This window comes from Methylosinus sp. shoA, from assembly GCF_059718125.1.
The window spans coordinates 2,797,568-2,814,184 of record NZ_AP046091.1 but is presented as its reverse complement, the minus strand read 5'-3'; the positions used below and the strand labels follow the sequence as shown (position 1 = coordinate 2,814,184).

Annotated in this window: 13 protein-coding genes; 3 read left to right on the top strand and 10 right to left on the bottom strand. The window is 66.8% G+C overall.

Features of this window, described 5'->3' with window-relative positions; translation table 11 throughout:
* Positions 1 to 67 precede the first annotated feature (67 nt).
* Complete coding sequence (locus AC6IW9_RS12770) at positions 68 to 1,336, bottom strand: O-antigen ligase family protein (protein ID WP_497764094.1); 1,269 nt, start codon at positions 1,334 to 1,336, stop codon at positions 68 to 70.
* Positions 1,337 to 1,510: 174 nt separating this feature from the next.
* Between AC6IW9_RS12770 and mgtA the strand changes: the two genes are divergently transcribed.
* The 3 genes from mgtA (at position 1,511) to AC6IW9_RS12755 (ending at position 6,186) form a co-directional block, all read left to right on the top strand.
* On the top strand, positions 1,511 to 4,120 hold the full coding sequence (mgtA, locus tag AC6IW9_RS12765; protein WP_497764093.1) for a magnesium-translocating P-type ATPase: 2,610 nt from the start codon (positions 1,511 to 1,513) through the stop codon (positions 4,118 to 4,120).
* Between the two features lie 62 nt (positions 4,121 to 4,182).
* Positions 4,183 to 5,280, top strand: coding sequence for an FUSC family protein (locus tag AC6IW9_RS12760; RefSeq protein ID WP_497764092.1), 1,098 nt, complete (start codon positions 4,183 to 4,185; stop codon positions 5,278 to 5,280).
* 69 nt (positions 5,281 to 5,349) lie between these two features.
* Positions 5,350 to 6,186 carry a tetratricopeptide repeat protein gene (locus AC6IW9_RS12755; protein ID WP_497764091.1) on the top strand — a complete coding sequence of 279 codons (837 nt, stop codon included), beginning with the start codon at positions 5,350 to 5,352 and terminating at the stop codon, positions 6,184 to 6,186.
* On the opposite strand, the gene AC6IW9_RS12750 is transcribed toward AC6IW9_RS12755, so the two are convergent.
* The 9 genes from AC6IW9_RS12750 to AC6IW9_RS12710 all read right to left on the bottom strand — a co-directional run bounded on the left by AC6IW9_RS12750 (position 6,174) and on the right by AC6IW9_RS12710 (position 16,469).
* On the bottom strand, positions 6,174 to 7,163 hold the full coding sequence (locus AC6IW9_RS12750; protein WP_497764090.1) for a type II secretion system F family protein: 990 nt from the start codon (positions 7,161 to 7,163) through the stop codon (positions 6,174 to 6,176). The genes AC6IW9_RS12755 and AC6IW9_RS12750 overlap by 13 nt on opposite strands.
* 34 nt (positions 7,164 to 7,197) lie before the next feature.
* On the bottom strand, positions 7,198 to 8,169 hold the full coding sequence (locus tag AC6IW9_RS12745; RefSeq protein WP_497764089.1) for a type II secretion system F family protein: 972 nt from the start codon (positions 8,167 to 8,169) through the stop codon (positions 7,198 to 7,200).
* Between the two features lie 14 nt (positions 8,170 to 8,183).
* Positions 8,184 to 9,605 carry a TadA family conjugal transfer-associated ATPase gene (locus tag AC6IW9_RS12740; protein WP_497764088.1) on the bottom strand — a complete coding sequence of 474 codons (1,422 nt, stop codon included), beginning with the start codon at positions 9,603 to 9,605 and terminating at the stop codon, positions 8,184 to 8,186.
* Positions 9,606 to 9,629: 24 nt separating this feature from the next.
* A complete protein-coding gene (locus AC6IW9_RS12735) occupies positions 9,630 to 10,883 on the bottom strand; it encodes a CpaE/TadZ family protein (RefSeq protein ID WP_497764087.1) in 1,254 nt (417 codons plus the stop codon).
* Positions 10,883 to 11,623, bottom strand: a complete 741-nt coding sequence (locus tag AC6IW9_RS12730; protein ID WP_497764086.1) for a CpaD family pilus assembly protein — start codon at positions 11,621 to 11,623, stop codon at positions 10,883 to 10,885. Before AC6IW9_RS12730 ends, AC6IW9_RS12735 begins: the two co-directional genes overlap by 1 nt.
* 23 nt (positions 11,624 to 11,646) lie before the next feature.
* Positions 11,647 to 13,095: a type II and III secretion system protein family protein gene (locus AC6IW9_RS12725; protein ID WP_497764085.1), complete on the bottom strand. Its 1,449-nt coding sequence runs from the start codon at positions 13,093 to 13,095 to the stop codon at positions 11,647 to 11,649.
* A 58-nt stretch (positions 13,096 to 13,153) separates the two neighbouring features.
* Positions 13,154 to 13,945 (bottom strand): Flp pilus assembly protein CpaB, encoded by a 792-nt coding sequence (gene cpaB, locus AC6IW9_RS12720; protein ID WP_497764084.1) that lies wholly within the window; start codon positions 13,943 to 13,945, stop codon positions 13,154 to 13,156.
* A 71-nt stretch (positions 13,946 to 14,016) separates the two neighbouring features.
* Positions 14,017 to 15,969 (bottom strand): hypothetical protein, encoded by a 1,953-nt coding sequence (locus AC6IW9_RS12715; protein WP_497764083.1) that lies wholly within the window; start codon positions 15,967 to 15,969, stop codon positions 14,017 to 14,019.
* Positions 15,966 to 16,469, bottom strand: a complete 504-nt coding sequence (locus AC6IW9_RS12710; protein ID WP_497764082.1) for an A24 family peptidase — start codon at positions 16,467 to 16,469, stop codon at positions 15,966 to 15,968. Before AC6IW9_RS12710 ends, AC6IW9_RS12715 begins: the two co-directional genes overlap by 4 nt.
* Between the last annotated feature and the right edge of the window lie 148 nt (positions 16,470 to 16,617).

The window sequence follows — 16,617 nt, the reverse complement described above, 5'->3', positions numbered from 1 at the left end:
TCTTTCGTCTCCGCTGCGCGACGAGCCTGCCAAAGGGCGACGGCAGCCGGGCGATCTTCCTCGCCACTCATAAAGAAGCGCTTAAGCCGCCTGCGGAGGCGGGCGGTTTACGCATGATCCAGCGGACGCGCGCGGCCTCGAGCCCCCAGGCCGCGCCGACGAAGATCCAGAAGAAGCGCCAATGGTCGATGTCGATCTGCAAGCCTTGCAGGAAGAACACCAGCGCCGCCGCGGCGACGAGCTGCGCCGGCCTCTGGAAAGGCGTGCGTTGCAGGCTCGCGCGGAACAGAACGGCGAGAGTGAGCGTCGCGAGGCCGAAGAAGGCGAAGCCGCCGAGCCAGCCGTTGGAGGCGAAGGCGTTCACATAACTGTTGTGCGGCTCGATGCCGAAGGTCAGACGAAAACGCAACGGGCCCATGCCGTTCGGGCGTTCGACCAGCATCGGCAGCGAGCGCAGCTGATTGCCGAAGCGGCCCGTCGGGCCCTCGTCATACTCCTGTGTCGCCGCCGCGCGCTTGAAGAAGAACTCGCGCACCGAAGCGTCGGTGGCGAGCACGCCGGCGACGCCGAGCGAGACGATGAGCGTCACTGTCGCGGCCGCCGCGCCGATGCGCAGCCGCATGCGCCGCGAATCGGCGGTGATCATCGACAGAAGAGCGAGCACGAAGACGGAAACGATCCCGGCGCCCCAGGAGCCGCGCGAGAAGGAGGCGAACAGCGCCGCGCCCGACAGAAAAAGGCCGAGAAGGGTCACCGGCCAGAAGCGCATGCGGCCGAGCAGCAGACGCTGCACGAAGAACAGGACGCCGGGCACCATATAGGAGCCGAGCACATTGGGGTCCTTGAACGGAGCCATGGCGCGGCCGTCGAGCGTCATCGATCGATGATCGCCGAACAATTGCGCCCAGGAGCCGACAGCGATCACCGCCGCCAGCACGCAGCTCGCCGCATAGCCGCTCATGCACAGCTCGAAGCGCCGCGCGGAATCCTGCGAGAAGAACAGCATATAGAAAACGCCGGTCATCGAGATGAACAGCGTATGCGTCATGAACTCCACCGGGTCGTGCTCGTTCCAATAGGGGATGAGCGAGACATAGCCGCCGAGCGTCCACAGGATGAGCAGCAGAGCGCCGGGCAGCACGCCGCGATGCACGGTGAAGCCGCCGAGAAACCACACGACCATCGTCAGAAGGATGAGAAAATCATATGGAGACGGCTCGATGAACACCACCGAGCCCGAGACGGACGTGATCCAGAACAGCGCCTCGAGCAGCCGGGCGTAGTTCAGCGTCGGACCGGACCGCGGCGCCGCGGCGTCTGTCACCGTTTGCGCCATATCGGATTCCGCTGTGGCGCCGCGCGCTCCGGGCGCGTGACGAGGATGAACGATGAAGACGGCGTCTCGGCGATTTGCTAGCCTCGCTATAGTCGAGTTTGCTAGCCTCGCTATAGTTAAGAAAGCGTGATCTCGGCTCGGCGGAACGGGCCTCTTCACACTGGAGCCGCTCTCATGAATCGGCAAGTCGCCGCGATGCGTCCCCCGATCGAACGACGGCGCGACGACGCGCTTCTGCGCGCCGCCGAAGCGCAGAGCGACGAGCTGCTGACGCGGCTCGGCGCGACGCGCAACGGCCTTGCCCCACGCGAAGCGGCGCGGCGGCTGCGCCATGTCGGCCTCAACCGCATCGCCCGCGAACGTCATCCGAACGTCCTGAGGGAACTCGCCGGCCGCGCGAAGAATCCGCTCAACGCTCTGCTGCTCTCCCTCGCCGTCGCGTCCTATGCGCTCGGCGATCTGCGCGCGGCGATCGTCATCGCCGCCATGGTCGTGCTCAGCGTCGGCCTCGCCTTCGTGCAGGAGCATCGCTCCAATCAGGCCGCCGCGAAGCTGCAGGCCATGGTGCGCACGCACGCCTCGGTGCGCCGGCCGGGCGCGCATACGGCGGACGGCTTCGTCGAGGAGCCGGTCGAGCGGCTCGCGCCGGGCGACATTCTGCGGCTCTCGGCCGGCGACATGATTCCCGCCGATCTGCGGCTCATCGAGGCCAAGGACCTGTTCGTCAATCAATCGGCGCTGACCGGCGAATCCATGCCGGTGGAGAAGAGCGCGCAGGCGGCGCCGGCGCGTGATCCGTTCGAGGCGAAAAATCTCGCGCTCATGGGCGCGAATGTCGTCAGCGGCTATGCGACGGCGGTCGTCGTCGAGACCGGCCGGCGCACCTGCTTCGGCGCCATGGCCGACGAGATCTCCGGCCCGCGCGTCGAGACGAGCTTCGACCGCGGCGTCACGCGCTTCACTTTGCTGATGATCGCCTTCATGACGGTGATGGCGCCGGCCGTCTTCGTCATCAATGGCGTGACCAAGGGCGACTGGCTGCAGGCGCTGCTGTTCGCCGTCTCGGTCGCCGTCGGCCTGACGCCGGAGATGCTGCCGATGATCGTCACCGTCAATCTCGCCAAGGGCGCGATCGCCATCTCGCGCAAGAAGGTGATCGTGAAGCGGCTGAACTCCATTCAGAACTTCGGCGCCATGGACGTGCTGTGCACCGACAAGACCGGGACTTTGACGCAGGATCGCATTATTTTGAAGCGCTGCCTCGACATTTTCGGCGAGGAGTCCGCCCGCGTGCTGGAGCTCGCTTTTCTCAACAGCCATTTCCAATCGGGGCTGAAGAATCTGCTCGACCGCGCCGTGCTCGAGCATCACGAGCTCGTTCACGCGCTGCGGCCCGACCACGAATTCGAAAAAATCGACGAGATCCCCTTCGATTTCGAGCGTCGCCGGCTCTCCGTCGTGGTGCGGCGCGACGACGGGCCGCATCTCCTCATCTGCAAGGGCGCCGTCGAGGAGCTGTTCGCCGTCTCGAACCGCTATGAGGCGGCGGACGGATGCGGACCGCTCGATCCGGCGCATCTCGACGCCGCGCGGCGCGAGACCGAGGAGCTGAACGGCGACGGATTCCGCGTCGTCGCCGTCGCCTATAAGGAGCTGCCGCAGGAACAGGCGACCTTCTCCACCGCGGACGAGCGCGATCTGATCCTCGTCGGCTATATCGCCTTTCTCGATCCGCCCAAGGACAGCGCCGCCGGCGCCATCGCCGCTCTGGCGAAAGCCGGAGTCGCCGTGAAGATCCTGACCGGGGACAACGACATCGTCACGCGCAAGGTCTGCAAGGACGTGGGCCTCGCCGTCGACCGCGTCGCGCTCGGCGCCGAGATCGACGAGGCGAGCGACGCCGAACTCGCCGCGCTCGCCGCGAAGACGGTCGTGTTCGCCAAGCTGTCGCCGCCGCAGAAGGCGCGCGTGATCGACGCGCTGCATCGGAGCGGCCATGTCGTCGGCTATCTCGGCGACGGCATCAATGACGGGCCGGCGCTGAAGGCCTCCGATGTCGGCATTTCCGTCGACACGGCGGTCGACATCGCCAAGGAATCGGCCGACATCATCCTGCTCGAAAAAAGTCTCGCCGTGCTCGGCGACAGCGTGCTCGAGGGCCGCAAAGTCTTCGCCAACATCGTCAAATATATCAAGATGGGCGCGAGCTCCAATTTCGGCAACATGTTCAGCGTGCTCGGCGCGAGCGCATTCCTGCCTTTCCTGCCGATGACGCCGATCCAGGTTCTCACCAATAGTCTGCTCTACGACTTTTCGCAGACGGCGATCCCGACGGACAATGTCGACGAGGAATATCTCGCGACCCCGCGCCGCTGGGACATCGACAATATCGCCAAATTCGTGCTCTTCGTCGGGCCGATCAGCTCGATCTTCGACTATGCAACCTATGCGCTGATGATCTTCACCTTCGACGCCTGGACGAATCCACCGCTGTTTCAGACAGGATGGTTCGTCGAATCCCTGCTCACGCAGACCCTCGTCATCCACATCATCCGCACCTCGCGCATTCCCTTCGTGCAGAGCCGGGCGAGCAATGCGCTGCTGCTGACGAGCCTCGTCGTCTGCCTCGTCGGCGCGGCGCTTCCCTTTTCGCCGTTCGCCGGAGTATTCGGCTTCACGCCGCTGCCGCTTCTCTATTGGCCGGCGATCGCGGCTTTCCTCTTCGGCTACGCCCTGCTCGCCCATCTCGCCAAGAGCTGGTTCGTGCACAGGTGGGGAATGTAGATATGGACGGGTCGCCGCGTCGCTTCACTCTCGACGCTTCGACCAGAAATCGAGGATGATTCATGGGCGCCCTCGCCATCCTGCGCCGCATCTGGCGCCGCGCCGCCTCGGGCCGCCGCCGCATGCAATGGGCGCTCGGCTCGCGCATCACCGTCGCCGCGGTCTCGACGCTGGTCGTCGGGCATCTCATCGGCACGCCGATGGTGCTGTGGGCGGTGCTCACCGCGGTCATTCTGACGCAGATGAGCGTCGGCCGCTCCGTCAAGGCGACGATCGATTATGCGCTCGGCACGGTCGGCGGCGCGATCTATGCGGGCCTCGTCTCCGCTCTGCTCCCCCCTGCCGGCGAAGCGGCGCTCGTCGGCTCGCTCGCGCTGGCCATCGCGCCGCTGGCGACGCTCGCCGCCTTCACTCCGCGCTTCTCGGTCGCGCCCTCGACCGGCGTCATCGTCGTGCTGGCCCCGACGCTCACCCATGCGACGCCGTTTCACTCGGCCTATGACCGCGTGCTCGAAGTCGCGCTCGGCGGCGCCGTCGCGCTCGTCGTCTCGCATGTCGTTTTTCCGGCGCGGGCGCGCGTGCTGGCGCGTCAGGCCGCCGCCGAAATGCTCGAGACGATCGCCGAGGCGCTGCCGCCGCTGTTCGCCGGCTTCGCCGAGGGACAAGACCCCGAGACCATCCACGCTCTGCAGCGCGGCGTCGGCGCCGCCTTCGCGCGGCTCGACCGGATAGAGCAGGAGGCGCGGCACGAACGCATCGCGGCGCCCGGCGCCGAGCCCGACCTCGCGCCGCTGCTGCAGGCGCTGCTGCGCATGCGCCATGATCTCGTGATGATCGGGCGCGCCGCGCTCACGCCGCTGCCGCCCGACCTCGCTGCACGGCTCGCGCCCGCGCTCGATCAGATCTCGACGCGCGCCGGAGCGCAGGCGCGCGACTGCGCAGGCGCGCTGCGCGACACCCGCGCGCCGCAGGCGAACGTCGAACTCGACGCCGCTTTCGACGGCTATGCGCGGGAGATTGCGTCGCTTCGCGCCGCGGGCCGTCTACGCAGCTTCTCGGTCGAGGAGATGGAGCATATATTCGCGCTCGGCTTTGCCTTCGAACAATGGCGCGAGGATTTCGCCGAGCTCATCCGCCGCATCGCCGATGGCGCGCGTTAAGAAAGCGTTAGGGTTAACGAATTATTGCTGGACCTCGACGGTTTTCGCGCCAAGAGGAGCACGGACCCCATGTCCCTTTCGAAACTCGACGCCGCGCGGCCGGCGGCGAAGGCGCTCGCCGTCTGCGCCCTCCTCGCGCTCGGCGGCTGCGGCAAGATCGCGGACGTCACCGGCTCGATCGGCCCGCAGCGGCGCGCCGAGCTTCCGCGCGACGAAGGCGAGCTGAGGCGGTTCGCCGAAGAGTGGGGGCGCCGCTATGACGCGGCCCCGAAGAACAAGGCGGTCGCCCTCACATACGCGCGCGCGCTGACGAAGCTCGACCGCCATGCGCAGGCCGTCGCCGTGCTGCAGGGTCTCGCCATCGGCTATCCCGACTCGATGGACGTGCTCTCCGCCTATGGCAAAGCGCTGGCCGACGCCGGACGTCTGCAAGAGGCCGCCGAAGTGCTGGGCCGCGCTCATACGCCCGAACGTCCCGATTGGTCGGTGCTGTCCGCGCAAGGCTCGATCGCCGATCAGCTCGGCCATCACGAGGAGGCGCGCGATTATTATCAGGCCGCGCTGAAGATCAGGCCCGACGAGCCGAACGTGCTGTCCAACCTCGGCCTCTCCTACGCCCTGTCGAAGCAGCTTCCGGTGGCGGAAGAGACATTGCTGACCGCCGCCGCGCAGCCTGCGGCCGATATGCGCGTGCGCCAGAATCTCGCGCTTGTGCTCGCTCTGCAAGGCAAGTTCGACGAGGCCGAGCGCTGGTCGCGTCACGATCTCTCGCCGATCGACGCGGCCGCCAATGTGGCGTCGATCCGCCAGATGATCGCGCAGTCGAACAGCTGGCGCGAAATTCAGAATTACGGCGCGCGCGCCGGCAAGACGCCCGCGCCGGGCGCGCCGCCTCACCAGCTCTGAGACATCACCTGGATGATGGCCGGCGCCATCACCACCACCATCAGCACCGGCAGGAAGAACACGATCATCGGCACGGTGAGCTTGGGAGGCAGCGCCGCCGCCTTGCGCTCCGCCTCGGCCATGCGCATGTCGCGGCTCTCCTGCGCCGTCACGCGCAGCGCGCGACCGAGCGGCGTGCCGTATTTCTCCGCCTGAATGAGAACCGTGCAGATCTGCTTGACGCAATCGAGGCCCGTGCGCGTCGCGAGATTGTGAAAGGCCTGCCGCCGGTCGGGCAGATAGGCGAGCTCGGCCGTCGCCAGCGCGAACTCTTCCGCGAGCGGCATCGAGCGCACGCCGATCTCCTTGCCCACCTTGCGGAAGGCGTGCTCGATCGACATGCCCGATTCGACGCAGATCAGCATCAGGTCGAGCGCGTCGGGAAAGGCGATGCGCATGCTCTGCTGGCGCTTGGCGATCGCATTGGAGAGAAAGAGCTCCGGCGTCTTGACGCCGAGATAGGCCACGAAGATCACGATGCCCGTCTTGACGAGGAAGGACCAGTCCGAGTCGTCGAGCACGGTGAGATAGAAGATCGCGAACAGCACGAAGGCGATCGGCGCGACGAGACGAAAGAACAGGAAGGCGACCTCGGCCTGCGGCCCGCGATAGCCGGCCGAGGCGAGCCGCATCTTGGCGTCCTCTGTGGCGAGCCACGTCGACAAGGAGAAGCGGTCGACGACCTGCTTCATATAGACCTTGGGCTGCTGACGCAGTCCCTTCGCGCCATTGCTCTCGGCCTTGGCGTGGGCGGCGGCGCGCTCGCGCGCTCTGATGCGCTCGCGTTCGCTGGCGACGCTCTTCATACGCTTCGCCAGCCGGTCGCCGCCCGAGAAGGTGAGGCCGATGGAGACTACCGTGGCGATGATGGCCATGGCGACCATCAGGCTGAACATCAACCGCCCGTTGAACGCATATTTGACGAATGTGTCGAACATGTCTTCGCCCTGCCACGCTGCGGCGCTCTTCGCTTCAGATCTCGAAATCGATCATGTTCTTCATGATGAAGACGCCGACGGCCATCCACAGCAGGCTTCCGGCGATGATCACATTGCCGACGGTCGTGTTGAACAGCACCGCCATATAGGGCTTGTTGGTGAACCAGACCGCGAGTCCGACGAGGAAGGGGAGGCTGCCGATGATGCCGGCCGAGGCCTTGGCCTCCGCCGACATGGCTCTGACTTTCGCCTTCATCTTCTTGCGCTCGCGCAGCACGCCGGCGAGATTGCTCAGCGCCTCGGACAGATTGCCGCCGGACTTTTCCTGCAGGCTGATGACGATCGAGAAGAAGGAGGCTTCGGCGACGGGCATGCGCTCGGCGAAGCGCTCTGTCGCCTCGCCGATCGAGAGGCCGATCGTCTGCGATTCGATGATCTGGCGAAATTCGCTTCGTACCGGCTCCTCGGCCTCGGCGGCGATCATGCGGAAACAGTCGCCGACCGGAAGGCCCGCCTTGATGCCGCGAATGATGATGTCCACGGCGCCGGGAAACGCCTCGATGAATTTCGCGACGCGCCGCCTCGCCAGAAAGCCCAGCATCCAATGCGGAAAGCCGACGCCGACGACGACCCCGACGCCGAGCGCGAGCAGGAGATCGTGATTCGTGACGAAGGAGAGGAATGCCGCGACGAAGCCGACGAGGCCGGCGGCGACAATGAAGATCATACGGGACACGCCGAGGCCCGCCTGCGCGATGCGCTGCTCCAGCGTGAGCTTCTTGGCGGCCTTGGTCTCTATGTCCTTGAGGCTGTCCTGAATCAATTTGCGGCGCTTGGCCGGATCCGCGCTGCGGCCCTCGCGGCGCCGCTCGCCGGTCGCCATCAGCGCCGCCGTGCGCTTCTGCGCCTTGATGTCGCCCGAGAGATAAGGGTAGACGACCGCATACATGACGCCGCCGACCGCGAGCGTGACGAGCGCAGCGCCGATGAGAGATTGCCGATCCACGCGATGCCCTTTCCCTAATCGGCCGCTTCGTCGACCGACGCCGCGTCGAGCGCCGCCGCGAGACGATTCTCTTCGCCGTAATAGCGGGCGCGCTCCCAGAAGCGCGGGCGCCCGATGCCGGTCGAGCGGTGACGCCCGATGATGCGGCCGTTCGAATCCTCGCCGAGAATCTCGTAGATGAACAGATCCTGCAACGTGACCACGTCGCCCTCCTGCCCCAGCACCTCGGTGATATGGGTGATGCGGCGCGAACCGTCGCGCAGACGCGCCGCCTGCACGATGATGTCGATCGACGAGACGATCATGTCGCGGATGGTCTTGGCCGGAAGCGAGAACCCGCCCATGGTGATCATCGATTCGAGACGCGCCAGCGCCTCGCGCGGGGAGTTGGCGTGCAGCGTGCCCATCGAGCCGTCGTGGCCGGTGTTCATCGCCTGCAGCAGATCGAACGCCTCGGGTCCGCGCACCTCGCCGACGATGATGCGCTCGGGACGCATACGCAGACAGTTCTTGACGAGATCGCGCATCGTCACGGCGCCCTGCCCTTCGAGATTGGGCGGGCGCGTCTCCAGACGCACGACATGCGGCTGCTGCAATTGCAGCTCGGCCGCGTCCTCGCAGGTGATCACGCGCTCGTCCGCGTCGATGTAATTGGTGAGGCAGTTGAGCAGAGTGGTCTTGCCCGAGCCCGTGCCGCCGGAAATCAGCACATTGCAGCGCACACGGCCGATGATCTTCAGCACCTCTCCGCCTTCGGGCGAAATGCTGGCGTAGCGGATCAGCTGATCGAGAGTGAGCTTGTCCTTGCGGAACTTGCGGATCGTCAGCGCGGGCCCGTCGATGGCGAGCGGCGGGCCGATGACGTTGACGCGCGAGCCGTCCAGGAGGCGCGCGTCGCAGATCGGCGAGGATTCGTCGACACGGCGGCCGACCTGGCTGACGATGCGCTGGCAAATGTTCATCAATTGCGCATTGTCGCGGAACCTTATGCCGGTCAGCTGAATCTTTCCGCCGACTTCGATATAGGTCCTGGACGAGCCATTGACCATGATGTCGGCGATGTCGTCGCGCATCAGGAGCGGCTCCAGCGGGCCGTAGCCGAGCACGTCGTTGCAGATGTCCTCGAGCAGATCCTCCTGCTCGGAGATCGACATCACCACACTCTTGATGGCGACGATCTCATGGACGATGTCGCGGATTTCCTCGCGGGCGTTGTCGGGCTCGAGCTTGGAGAGCTGAGCGAGATCGATCGCCTCGATCAGCGCCGCGAAGATCATGCTCTTGGTCGCGTAATATTGATCGGACTTGCGCTGCTCGACCGGGGGCGGCGGCGCGGGCGCGGGCGCGGCGGCCGCGGGCTTCGGCGCAGGGGCGGCCGGCTCGGGAGCCCGTGCGCGCGGCTGCTCCGCGCCGACATTGGTACGCTTTCCGAACATTCCCCGCTCTCCTGTCGCCGCGCGTCAGCCGGCGCGCTTGCGCGCAAGCCGCTCGAAGAGCGGCGCGAGCAGACCGGCTTTCGCCTTTCGCAGTCCCGTACGGCCCATCAAATCGCGGCCGAGCGCGTCGAAGGATTCGACGATCTTCGAGCCCGGTTCGACCTCGGCGATCATTTGCCCGTTATTGGCCGCGGAGCCGAACAGCTTCGGCTCGAACGGAATCACCGCCGCGAGCTCGATCTCTATGGCCTTGGCGAAGTCGGCCGGCGCGATCTCCGGCCGGCGCTGAACGCCGACCGTGTTGAGAACGACTTTCGGCGCCGCGTCATTGCGCCGCGCCTGGCGCAAGGCGTCGAGAAGAGTCTTCGTATTGCGCAGGCTCGCGAGATCCGGAGCCGCGACGATCGCCACCTGATCGGCTCCGATCAGCACGCGCTTCGTCCAGGCGGACCATTGATGGGGAACGTCGAGCACCGTGCAGGGGGAAGTGGAGCGCAGCACATCGATGATCGCGTCGAAGGCCGACTCCGGCAGATCGTAGAGCCGATCGATCGTCGCCGGCGCGGCGAGAAGGCTGAGCTGATCGCTGCATTTCGACAGCAGGCGGTCGACGAGATTGGAGTCGACGCGATCGGGCGCGAACACCGCCTCCGCGACGCCTTGCGGCGGGTCCTGGTTGAAGTCGAGGCCCGCGGTGCCGAAGGGAAGATCGAGATCGGCGATCACCGTCTGCATCTGCAGGCCGCGCGCGATCGACCAGGCGAGGTTATGGGCGATGCAGGACGCGCCGACGCCGCCCTTGGCGCCGACGATCGCAATGATCCGGCCGAGGGATTCCGCCGCGACCGTATAGAGCTCGGAGAGCCGCGCGATGAAGCCCAGAGTGTCGAGCGGAGCGACGATATAATCGCTGACGCCGCGAGAAATCAGATCGCGATAGAGCGCAATGTCGTTCTCGTGCCCGACCACGACGACCTTGGTCCCCGGATCGCAGGACTCGGCGAGCGTATCGAGCTGGGCGATCAGCTGACGCCGGTCGCCGAGCGTCTCCAGAATGATCAGATTGGGCGTCGGCGCGCCGCGAAACGCCTCGATGGCCGCGGCGACGCCGCCCATATGAACCTTCACATGGGTCTTGTCCATGCGGCGGTCGAGGGCCGCCGCATTCACAACCGCCACGAAATCCTGCGTCTCGCAGAAGGCCTGCACGGAAATACGCGGCAATGGGGCGATCTGCGGCGCCGTTCCGCCGCTCGCCGCGCCGGCGTCGCTTTTCATCAATCACCTCCCACCGAGCTGATATTCGTGCCCTTGACGGTCCACTTCGTCGACGGATCGACGCCCGTGCGCACCTTGTTCAGCGCGCGCATGCGCGATTCGATGTCGGCCGGCGTCTCGCCGCGCGGCGCGGCGAGATCGCGCGGATCGTCGACCTGAGCGGCGAACGTCGCCTGACTGGCGCAGCCGAAATTCCAGTGCGTGTCGTTGTTCCAGCCCTTGAGCGAGCTCGCCGAGGCGAGATCTTCGGGCCATTCGCCGCAACGATCCGCGACCTTGGCCTTGATCCCCTGAAACGACAGCCGCACGGGCGCGGCGAGGTCGGAATCGCTCACCGGATAAGAGCCGACATACACCGCTTCGGCGACGCCATTGTCGGCGAGCTGCCGCCGCACGGCGTCGACGCCCGCCCGCGCGGCCGCCGGATCGCGCGCGCCGGTCGGCGCGAGCAGCGTGATCTGTCCATGGCCAATTCGCCGATAACGGTGCACGAAGGACTGGATCCGGTCGACCGTCGCTTGATCGAGCCGCTGCGCCGGAAAGATGTCGATGGCGGTGGTCGCGTCGGCGAGAACGACCGGATGGCGATCGCGATAATCGTGAACGACGGAAGGCGGCGGCAGCACCTTGTTGACGCCGCAGCCGGCGAGCGGCGCCGCCAGCGCCGCGGCGCAGCCCGCGCGCGCGCCGAGCGCGGCCAAACGCGCCGCGATCGTCGCTCTCGTGGATCGCATAGACATGGGAGCCGCTCCTCGCTTCGCGCTCAGTCCTGAATGAAGCCGATGCGACCCTTGAGCTGAGGAGCCGCCTGCGGATGTTGGGGATTGGCGTAGAGCCGATTGACGCGTCCGAGCAGCCACGCCTGCGGATCGCTCGCGTCGGCGAAGCCGTCGTCGGGCCGCGTGACGTCGCGCGCGGCCAGCGCGCGGGCGATATAGGGCGTGACGACGATGAGCAGCTCCGTCTCGTTGCGCTGATAATCGCGCGAGCGGAACAGCGCGCCGAGAATGGGGAGATTGATGAGGCCCGGCAGGCCGTTGATCGCCTGATCCGACTTCTGCGTCAGAAGGCCGGCCGTCGCGATCGAGCCGCCGGACGGCAGCTCCACGCTGGTCTCGTTCTTTCTCGTCTTGAAGCCCGGCACGGTGATGCCGCCATAGCTCTGCGCGGACTGATAGTCGAGCTCCGTCACCTCGGTCGCGAGATGCAGCAGAATGCGCCCCTGCGCGAGCACCACCGGCGTGAAGTTGAGCGACACGCCATAGGATTTGAACACGATGCTCGGCGCGCAATAGGACACGCCGGCGATGCAGCTCGTGTTGCCGGGAACCGCGACCTCGCCGCCGACGGTGAATTTCGCGGACTCGCCCGAGATGGCGGTGACCGTCGGCTCCGCCAGCACGCGCGACACGCCGTAGCGCTCATAGGCCTTCAGCGTCGTCGTGGTGTTGTTGTTGCCGTTGATGGTCAGGGCGCTCGCGGTCAGCGGCGAGTTGATGGCGAAGGGATTTTGCTGAACGAGCTGACCCCAGCCGCCTTTCAGCATCGTCTCGCCGCCGGTCTGCGCGGAAACGCCGAGCTGCTTCAATACGCGCCGCTCCACTTCGGCCACGGTGACCTTCAGCATCACCTGATCCTGCGTGCGGATGACCAGCGCATTGACGACGAGGCCGTCGCCGGAGGCGCCGGAGCCCTGCACCGAGGCCGAGCGCGCGGCGAATCCCTTGGCGATGTCGACGGCGCGCTGCGCCTCCGAAGCGGAGTCGACCGTGCCCGTCAGAATGATCGCGTCATTGACGGTGCGGGCGGAGATGTTCGAATTGGGCAGAGCGGCGTGCAGCAGCGGGCCGAGCTCGCCGACGTCGCGGCCGATGCTGATCTCGAGATTGGCGATCTGACGGCCGTTGCGGTCGAGCGCGAAGATCGTCGTCTGGCCGGTCTCGACGCCCATGATGTAGAGCTTGCGGGTCGAGCGCACGACGGCGTTGGCGACCTTGGGATTGCCGACGACGATCTCCGCCGCGTCGGCCGGCAGGTCGACGATGATCGACTTGCCGACGCCCATTGCGACGCGCCGCGACATGATTGCGTCGGCGTCCGATTCGATGCCCCAGTTCTGCGGGGCCGCGCGAGCGGGAAGCCGCCCCGCGCCGACGAGGGCCAGAGCCGCGGCGGCGAGGACAGGAACCAAGTGACGTCTCGAGCAGGTCATGCGCGCCGTTCCTCGCCGAATGTCCATTGCATCGTCTCTTTCTTCGGTGCGGCGCGCGTCACCGCGCGCGCATTGTGGTCGGCACGCCGAAGCGCACGATCGTCAGCGGGTCCTCGCCGGCCGGCGCCATCTGCGGCTTCTCGTCCGCGAGCGCATCGGCGATCGGCCGCAGCATCAGAGCGAGCTGCCCCGAGCGCTGCGCGAGAATGACGTGCTCCGCCTGATGCGGCTCGAGGTCGAGAGTGGCGGTCGCGCCGGTGACGACGGCTTCGCCGTTCTTGGTCTCGAACACCGGACCCATTGCGAGGACGCGAACGTTCCTCAAGATCACTTCGGAGTTCATGTCGGAGCCGATCTGTCCGCCCTGCTCTGGATCGCGAAACAGGCGAACCACGTCGACATGATCATTGGGTAGAATGAATCCGCCCGCCGTCGTATTGGGCGAGACGTCGATCGCGACGGCGCGTCGGCCCGCGGAGAGCATGGTCGACATGAGCCCGGGCGTCTGACCCTTGACCAAGCGCTCGCGGCGAATCGGCTCGCCATTGGCGATCGGGCTGCGCACGAAGGCGCCCTGGATATCTTTCTTGATCTCCGGCGCTTCGCTCTTGCGCAACACGCCTTGAGGAACGGCGTTGATCGGCCATTCGATCCAATTCGTATCCGCCTCGGCCAGCGCCGCGCCATAGGGAAGATCGCGGGCGGCGACGAGCACCTGGTCGGTGCGCGGCGGCGCCGGCGCGACCAGTTGCATCGGCTGCTGCGGCGCCGATTCGGTGTTCAGCATGACGAAAGCGCCTCCGCCCGCGAGAATGGCGACGCCGAGGACAGCGATCTGGGCTTTGTTCATCTGCGCGAGTTCCCATCGCTCCGGCTAGAACGGAGCGATGGAGATTGAAGCGGACAAACGTCAAATTATGGTTAATCCCGCGTTACGTCCGCGCAGGGATGGACGGCGAAGAGCTCGACGCCGATCATCGGCCTCTCGTTCGGATCGAAGGCGAAGCGCCGTCCCGGCGCCCGCCACACCGTCACGCCGGCCGCCGCGTTTTCGGACGCGATGGGCGCGATGATCCAGGCCGGCGCGTCGGCCCGCGCGCAAAATCGCGCGCGCTTTTCCGGAGAGACGTCGGGATAGACGGGATCGGGCTTGGAGAGCCTGCGCGAGATCGTGCCGCCGTCGGCGATCCAGCCCTGATCGATCAGCGCGCGCATGCGCTCGAACCAGGCGAGCGTCAGCTCGCGCGAGAAGATGATGGCCATACCCTGCACGCCCGCCGCCCAATTCGGCCGACCCGCCCAATACCAGGCCTCCTGATTGCCTCCGAGCCACAGGATCGGCCCGGGCCGCGCGGACAGAATCTCGACGAGGTCGTTCTGACGGCCGGAGCGAACCAGCGACCTGCGAAAGCTGTCCCATTCCTGCCGCCAGTTCGCCGCGACGACGAGGCAGAAGGCCGCGCTCGCCGCAGCGAGAAGGCGCGGAGCGACGCGCAACGGCGGACGCGAGGCGAGATAGACGCCGAACAATGCGATCGGCACGGCGAACACATGTCCGTCGAGCATCAGCCAATAGGGCGGCGGCCGCGCGCCCGCCGGCGCCGCGGCGGTGAAAGCCGCGGCGAGTCGATAATTCACCACGATCTCGAAGAGGGAGAGCAGGCCGACGCCGATCCACAGCCAGCGGCCGGCCGCTCCGTCGGCGAAACGGGAGAGATCGACGCGCGAGCAGCGCAGCGCGAGAGCGAGAGCCGCGACGAGCGCGCCCACGGCGCTCGAATCGATGAGCCAGGAAAGAGCGAGCAGCGCGAGAACGATTCGCGAGCCCGGCCCTTCGCGCCACAGCGCAAGGCCGCAGAGCGCAAATCCGGCGGCGGCCGCGAGCGCCAGCAGCCATCCCGCCCGCCAGGGCTGCGCCTGCACGACGAGCAGCAGCGGATAGAGATCGCCGAAGACGAGAGTGAGCGCCATCGACGCCACGGTGACGACGAGAATCGAAACGAACAGGCGCCGTATCGTCCCTCGCGTGACGGCGGCGGCGAGAGCGACCGTCGCGCCGCGCTGCGCCATCAGCCACCAGACTCGGTCCGGCCAGGTGGTCGGGAACAGATAATCGTCGGGCCCGCGCAGCATGGCGAGCCATTGCGGATCGATCGGCGTCGTCAGCCGCTCGAGGACAGGCGCGCCGAGCAGGGCCGCGCCGATGCAGAGGACGGCGCCCGCGAGGCCGGCGAACAGCCAGCGCCGGTCGGCGGCGCCGTGGAAGACGAACAGCGTTCCGACGCCGGCGAGCGCCATCACCGGATGCAGCAGTGCGGCAAGGACCGCGAACGCCGCGGCGAGCGCGGCGCGGCCCGAGAGCGTCGCGGCGAATGCGGCGAGCACGGCGGCCTCGGCGAAGACGCGCGGCGTCGCGACAGGCTCGCCGAAATAAACGGTGGCGTGCGAATTATAGGCCGCCGAGAAGCTCGCGCAGGCGAGCACGACGGCGACGGCCTTCTCCCGCCCCGTGAGCGCGCGCGCCAGCGTGACGAGCGCGGCGGACCAGAGAAGGATTCCAGACACGGCGACGGCGAACGCGGCGCGCTCGGCGCCGAGCAGACCGACCAGCGGGCGCAGCAGCGCCGGGAACAGGCTGAACCGCATCTGGCCGTCGAGCCGCCACATGGGATCCTGTCCGATCCCCTGCGGATCGAGAGCGGCCAGCGCTCCGCCCATGTAGAGCACCGAATCGCCGACGATTCCGGTGTATGGCCGCAGCGCAACGACGCAGGCGACGAGCGCAGCGAAGGCAGCCGGCGCGCGCCAGGGAAATCGCGCCGCGGCAGCGCTCGGGAACGATGATTGCGCCGGCGCGAGCAAGGATTTGCTCACGCGCCGACGAGCAGAGTCCAGACCGGGGACTGCGGATAGACCAGCAACCCGCCGATGGCGAGCGCAATGCCATAGGGAACACCGGCCATCTTGTCGCAAAGATGCGCAAAGCGCGGGGAGCTCGCCACGGCGCGCGGCTCGCGCCGACGCAGCTCGAGAATGGCGAGGGTCAGCGCGCCGCCGACGAGCGAGGCCGTCAATCCGTAATCGAGAAGAAGATCCCAGCCGAGCCACAAGGCAGTGGCCGAGGCGAGCTTGGCGTCGCCGCCGCCGATCCAGCCCAGGTGAAACATCGCGAAAGTGGCGACGAGCATGGTGAGCCCGCATGTGACATGCGAGAGCGCGCTCGCGACCGGCATATGCGTATAGGCGGCGAGCGCGGCGAAAGCGACGACGAGCGCGACCGACACGCGATTGGGAATCGTCATGGTGAGCAGATCGGTGAAAGCGGCGAACACCATGAGAGTCGGAAACAGGACGAGCGCGACGGTTTCGATCATGAGTGTCGTTCCTGCTCGCTGCGCCTTCCTCCGCCGGAACGGCGCGCCGGATGGTGGGACTGAAACTCGAGCATGAAGGTTTACGGAGCGTTAACGCCGCGTTCGCGTTTGGCCAAGCGAAAGGAGCGACCCGAGAGCCGCTCCTTCG

Bases quoted from the DNA above. Each gene is read 5' to 3' on its own strand.
- AC6IW9_RS12725 (WP_497764085.1), bottom strand. From the start codon at position 13,095: ATGACCTGCTCGAGACGTCACTTGGTTCCTGTCCTCGCCGCCGCGGCT.
- AC6IW9_RS12730 (WP_497764086.1), bottom strand. From the start codon at position 11,623: ATGTCTATGCGATCCACGAGAGCGACGATCGCGGCGCGTTTGGCCGCG.
- AC6IW9_RS12740 (WP_497764088.1), bottom strand. From the start codon at position 9,605: ATGTTCGGAAAGCGTACCAATGTCGGCGCGGAGCAGCCGCGCGCACGG.
- AC6IW9_RS12760 (WP_497764092.1), top strand. From the start codon at position 4,183: ATGGGCGCCCTCGCCATCCTGCGCCGCATCTGGCGCCGCGCCGCCTCG.
- AC6IW9_RS12710 (WP_497764082.1), bottom strand. From the start codon at position 16,469: ATGATCGAAACCGTCGCGCTCGTCCTGTTTCCGACTCTCATGGTGTTC.
- AC6IW9_RS12750 (WP_497764090.1), bottom strand. From the start codon at position 7,163: ATGTTCGACACATTCGTCAAATATGCGTTCAACGGGCGGTTGATGTTC.
- cpaB (WP_497764084.1), bottom strand. From the start codon at position 13,945: ATGAACAAAGCCCAGATCGCTGTCCTCGGCGTCGCCATTCTCGCGGGC.
- AC6IW9_RS12770 (WP_497764094.1), bottom strand. From the start codon at position 1,336: ATGGCGCAAACGGTGACAGACGCCGCGGCGCCGCGGTCCGGTCCGACG.
- AC6IW9_RS12755 (WP_497764091.1), top strand. From the start codon at position 5,350: ATGTCCCTTTCGAAACTCGACGCCGCGCGGCCGGCGGCGAAGGCGCTC.
- AC6IW9_RS12735 (WP_497764087.1), bottom strand. From the start codon at position 10,883: ATGAAAAGCGACGCCGGCGCGGCGAGCGGCGGAACGGCGCCGCAGATC.
- mgtA (WP_497764093.1), top strand. From the start codon at position 1,511: ATGAATCGGCAAGTCGCCGCGATGCGTCCCCCGATCGAACGACGGCGC.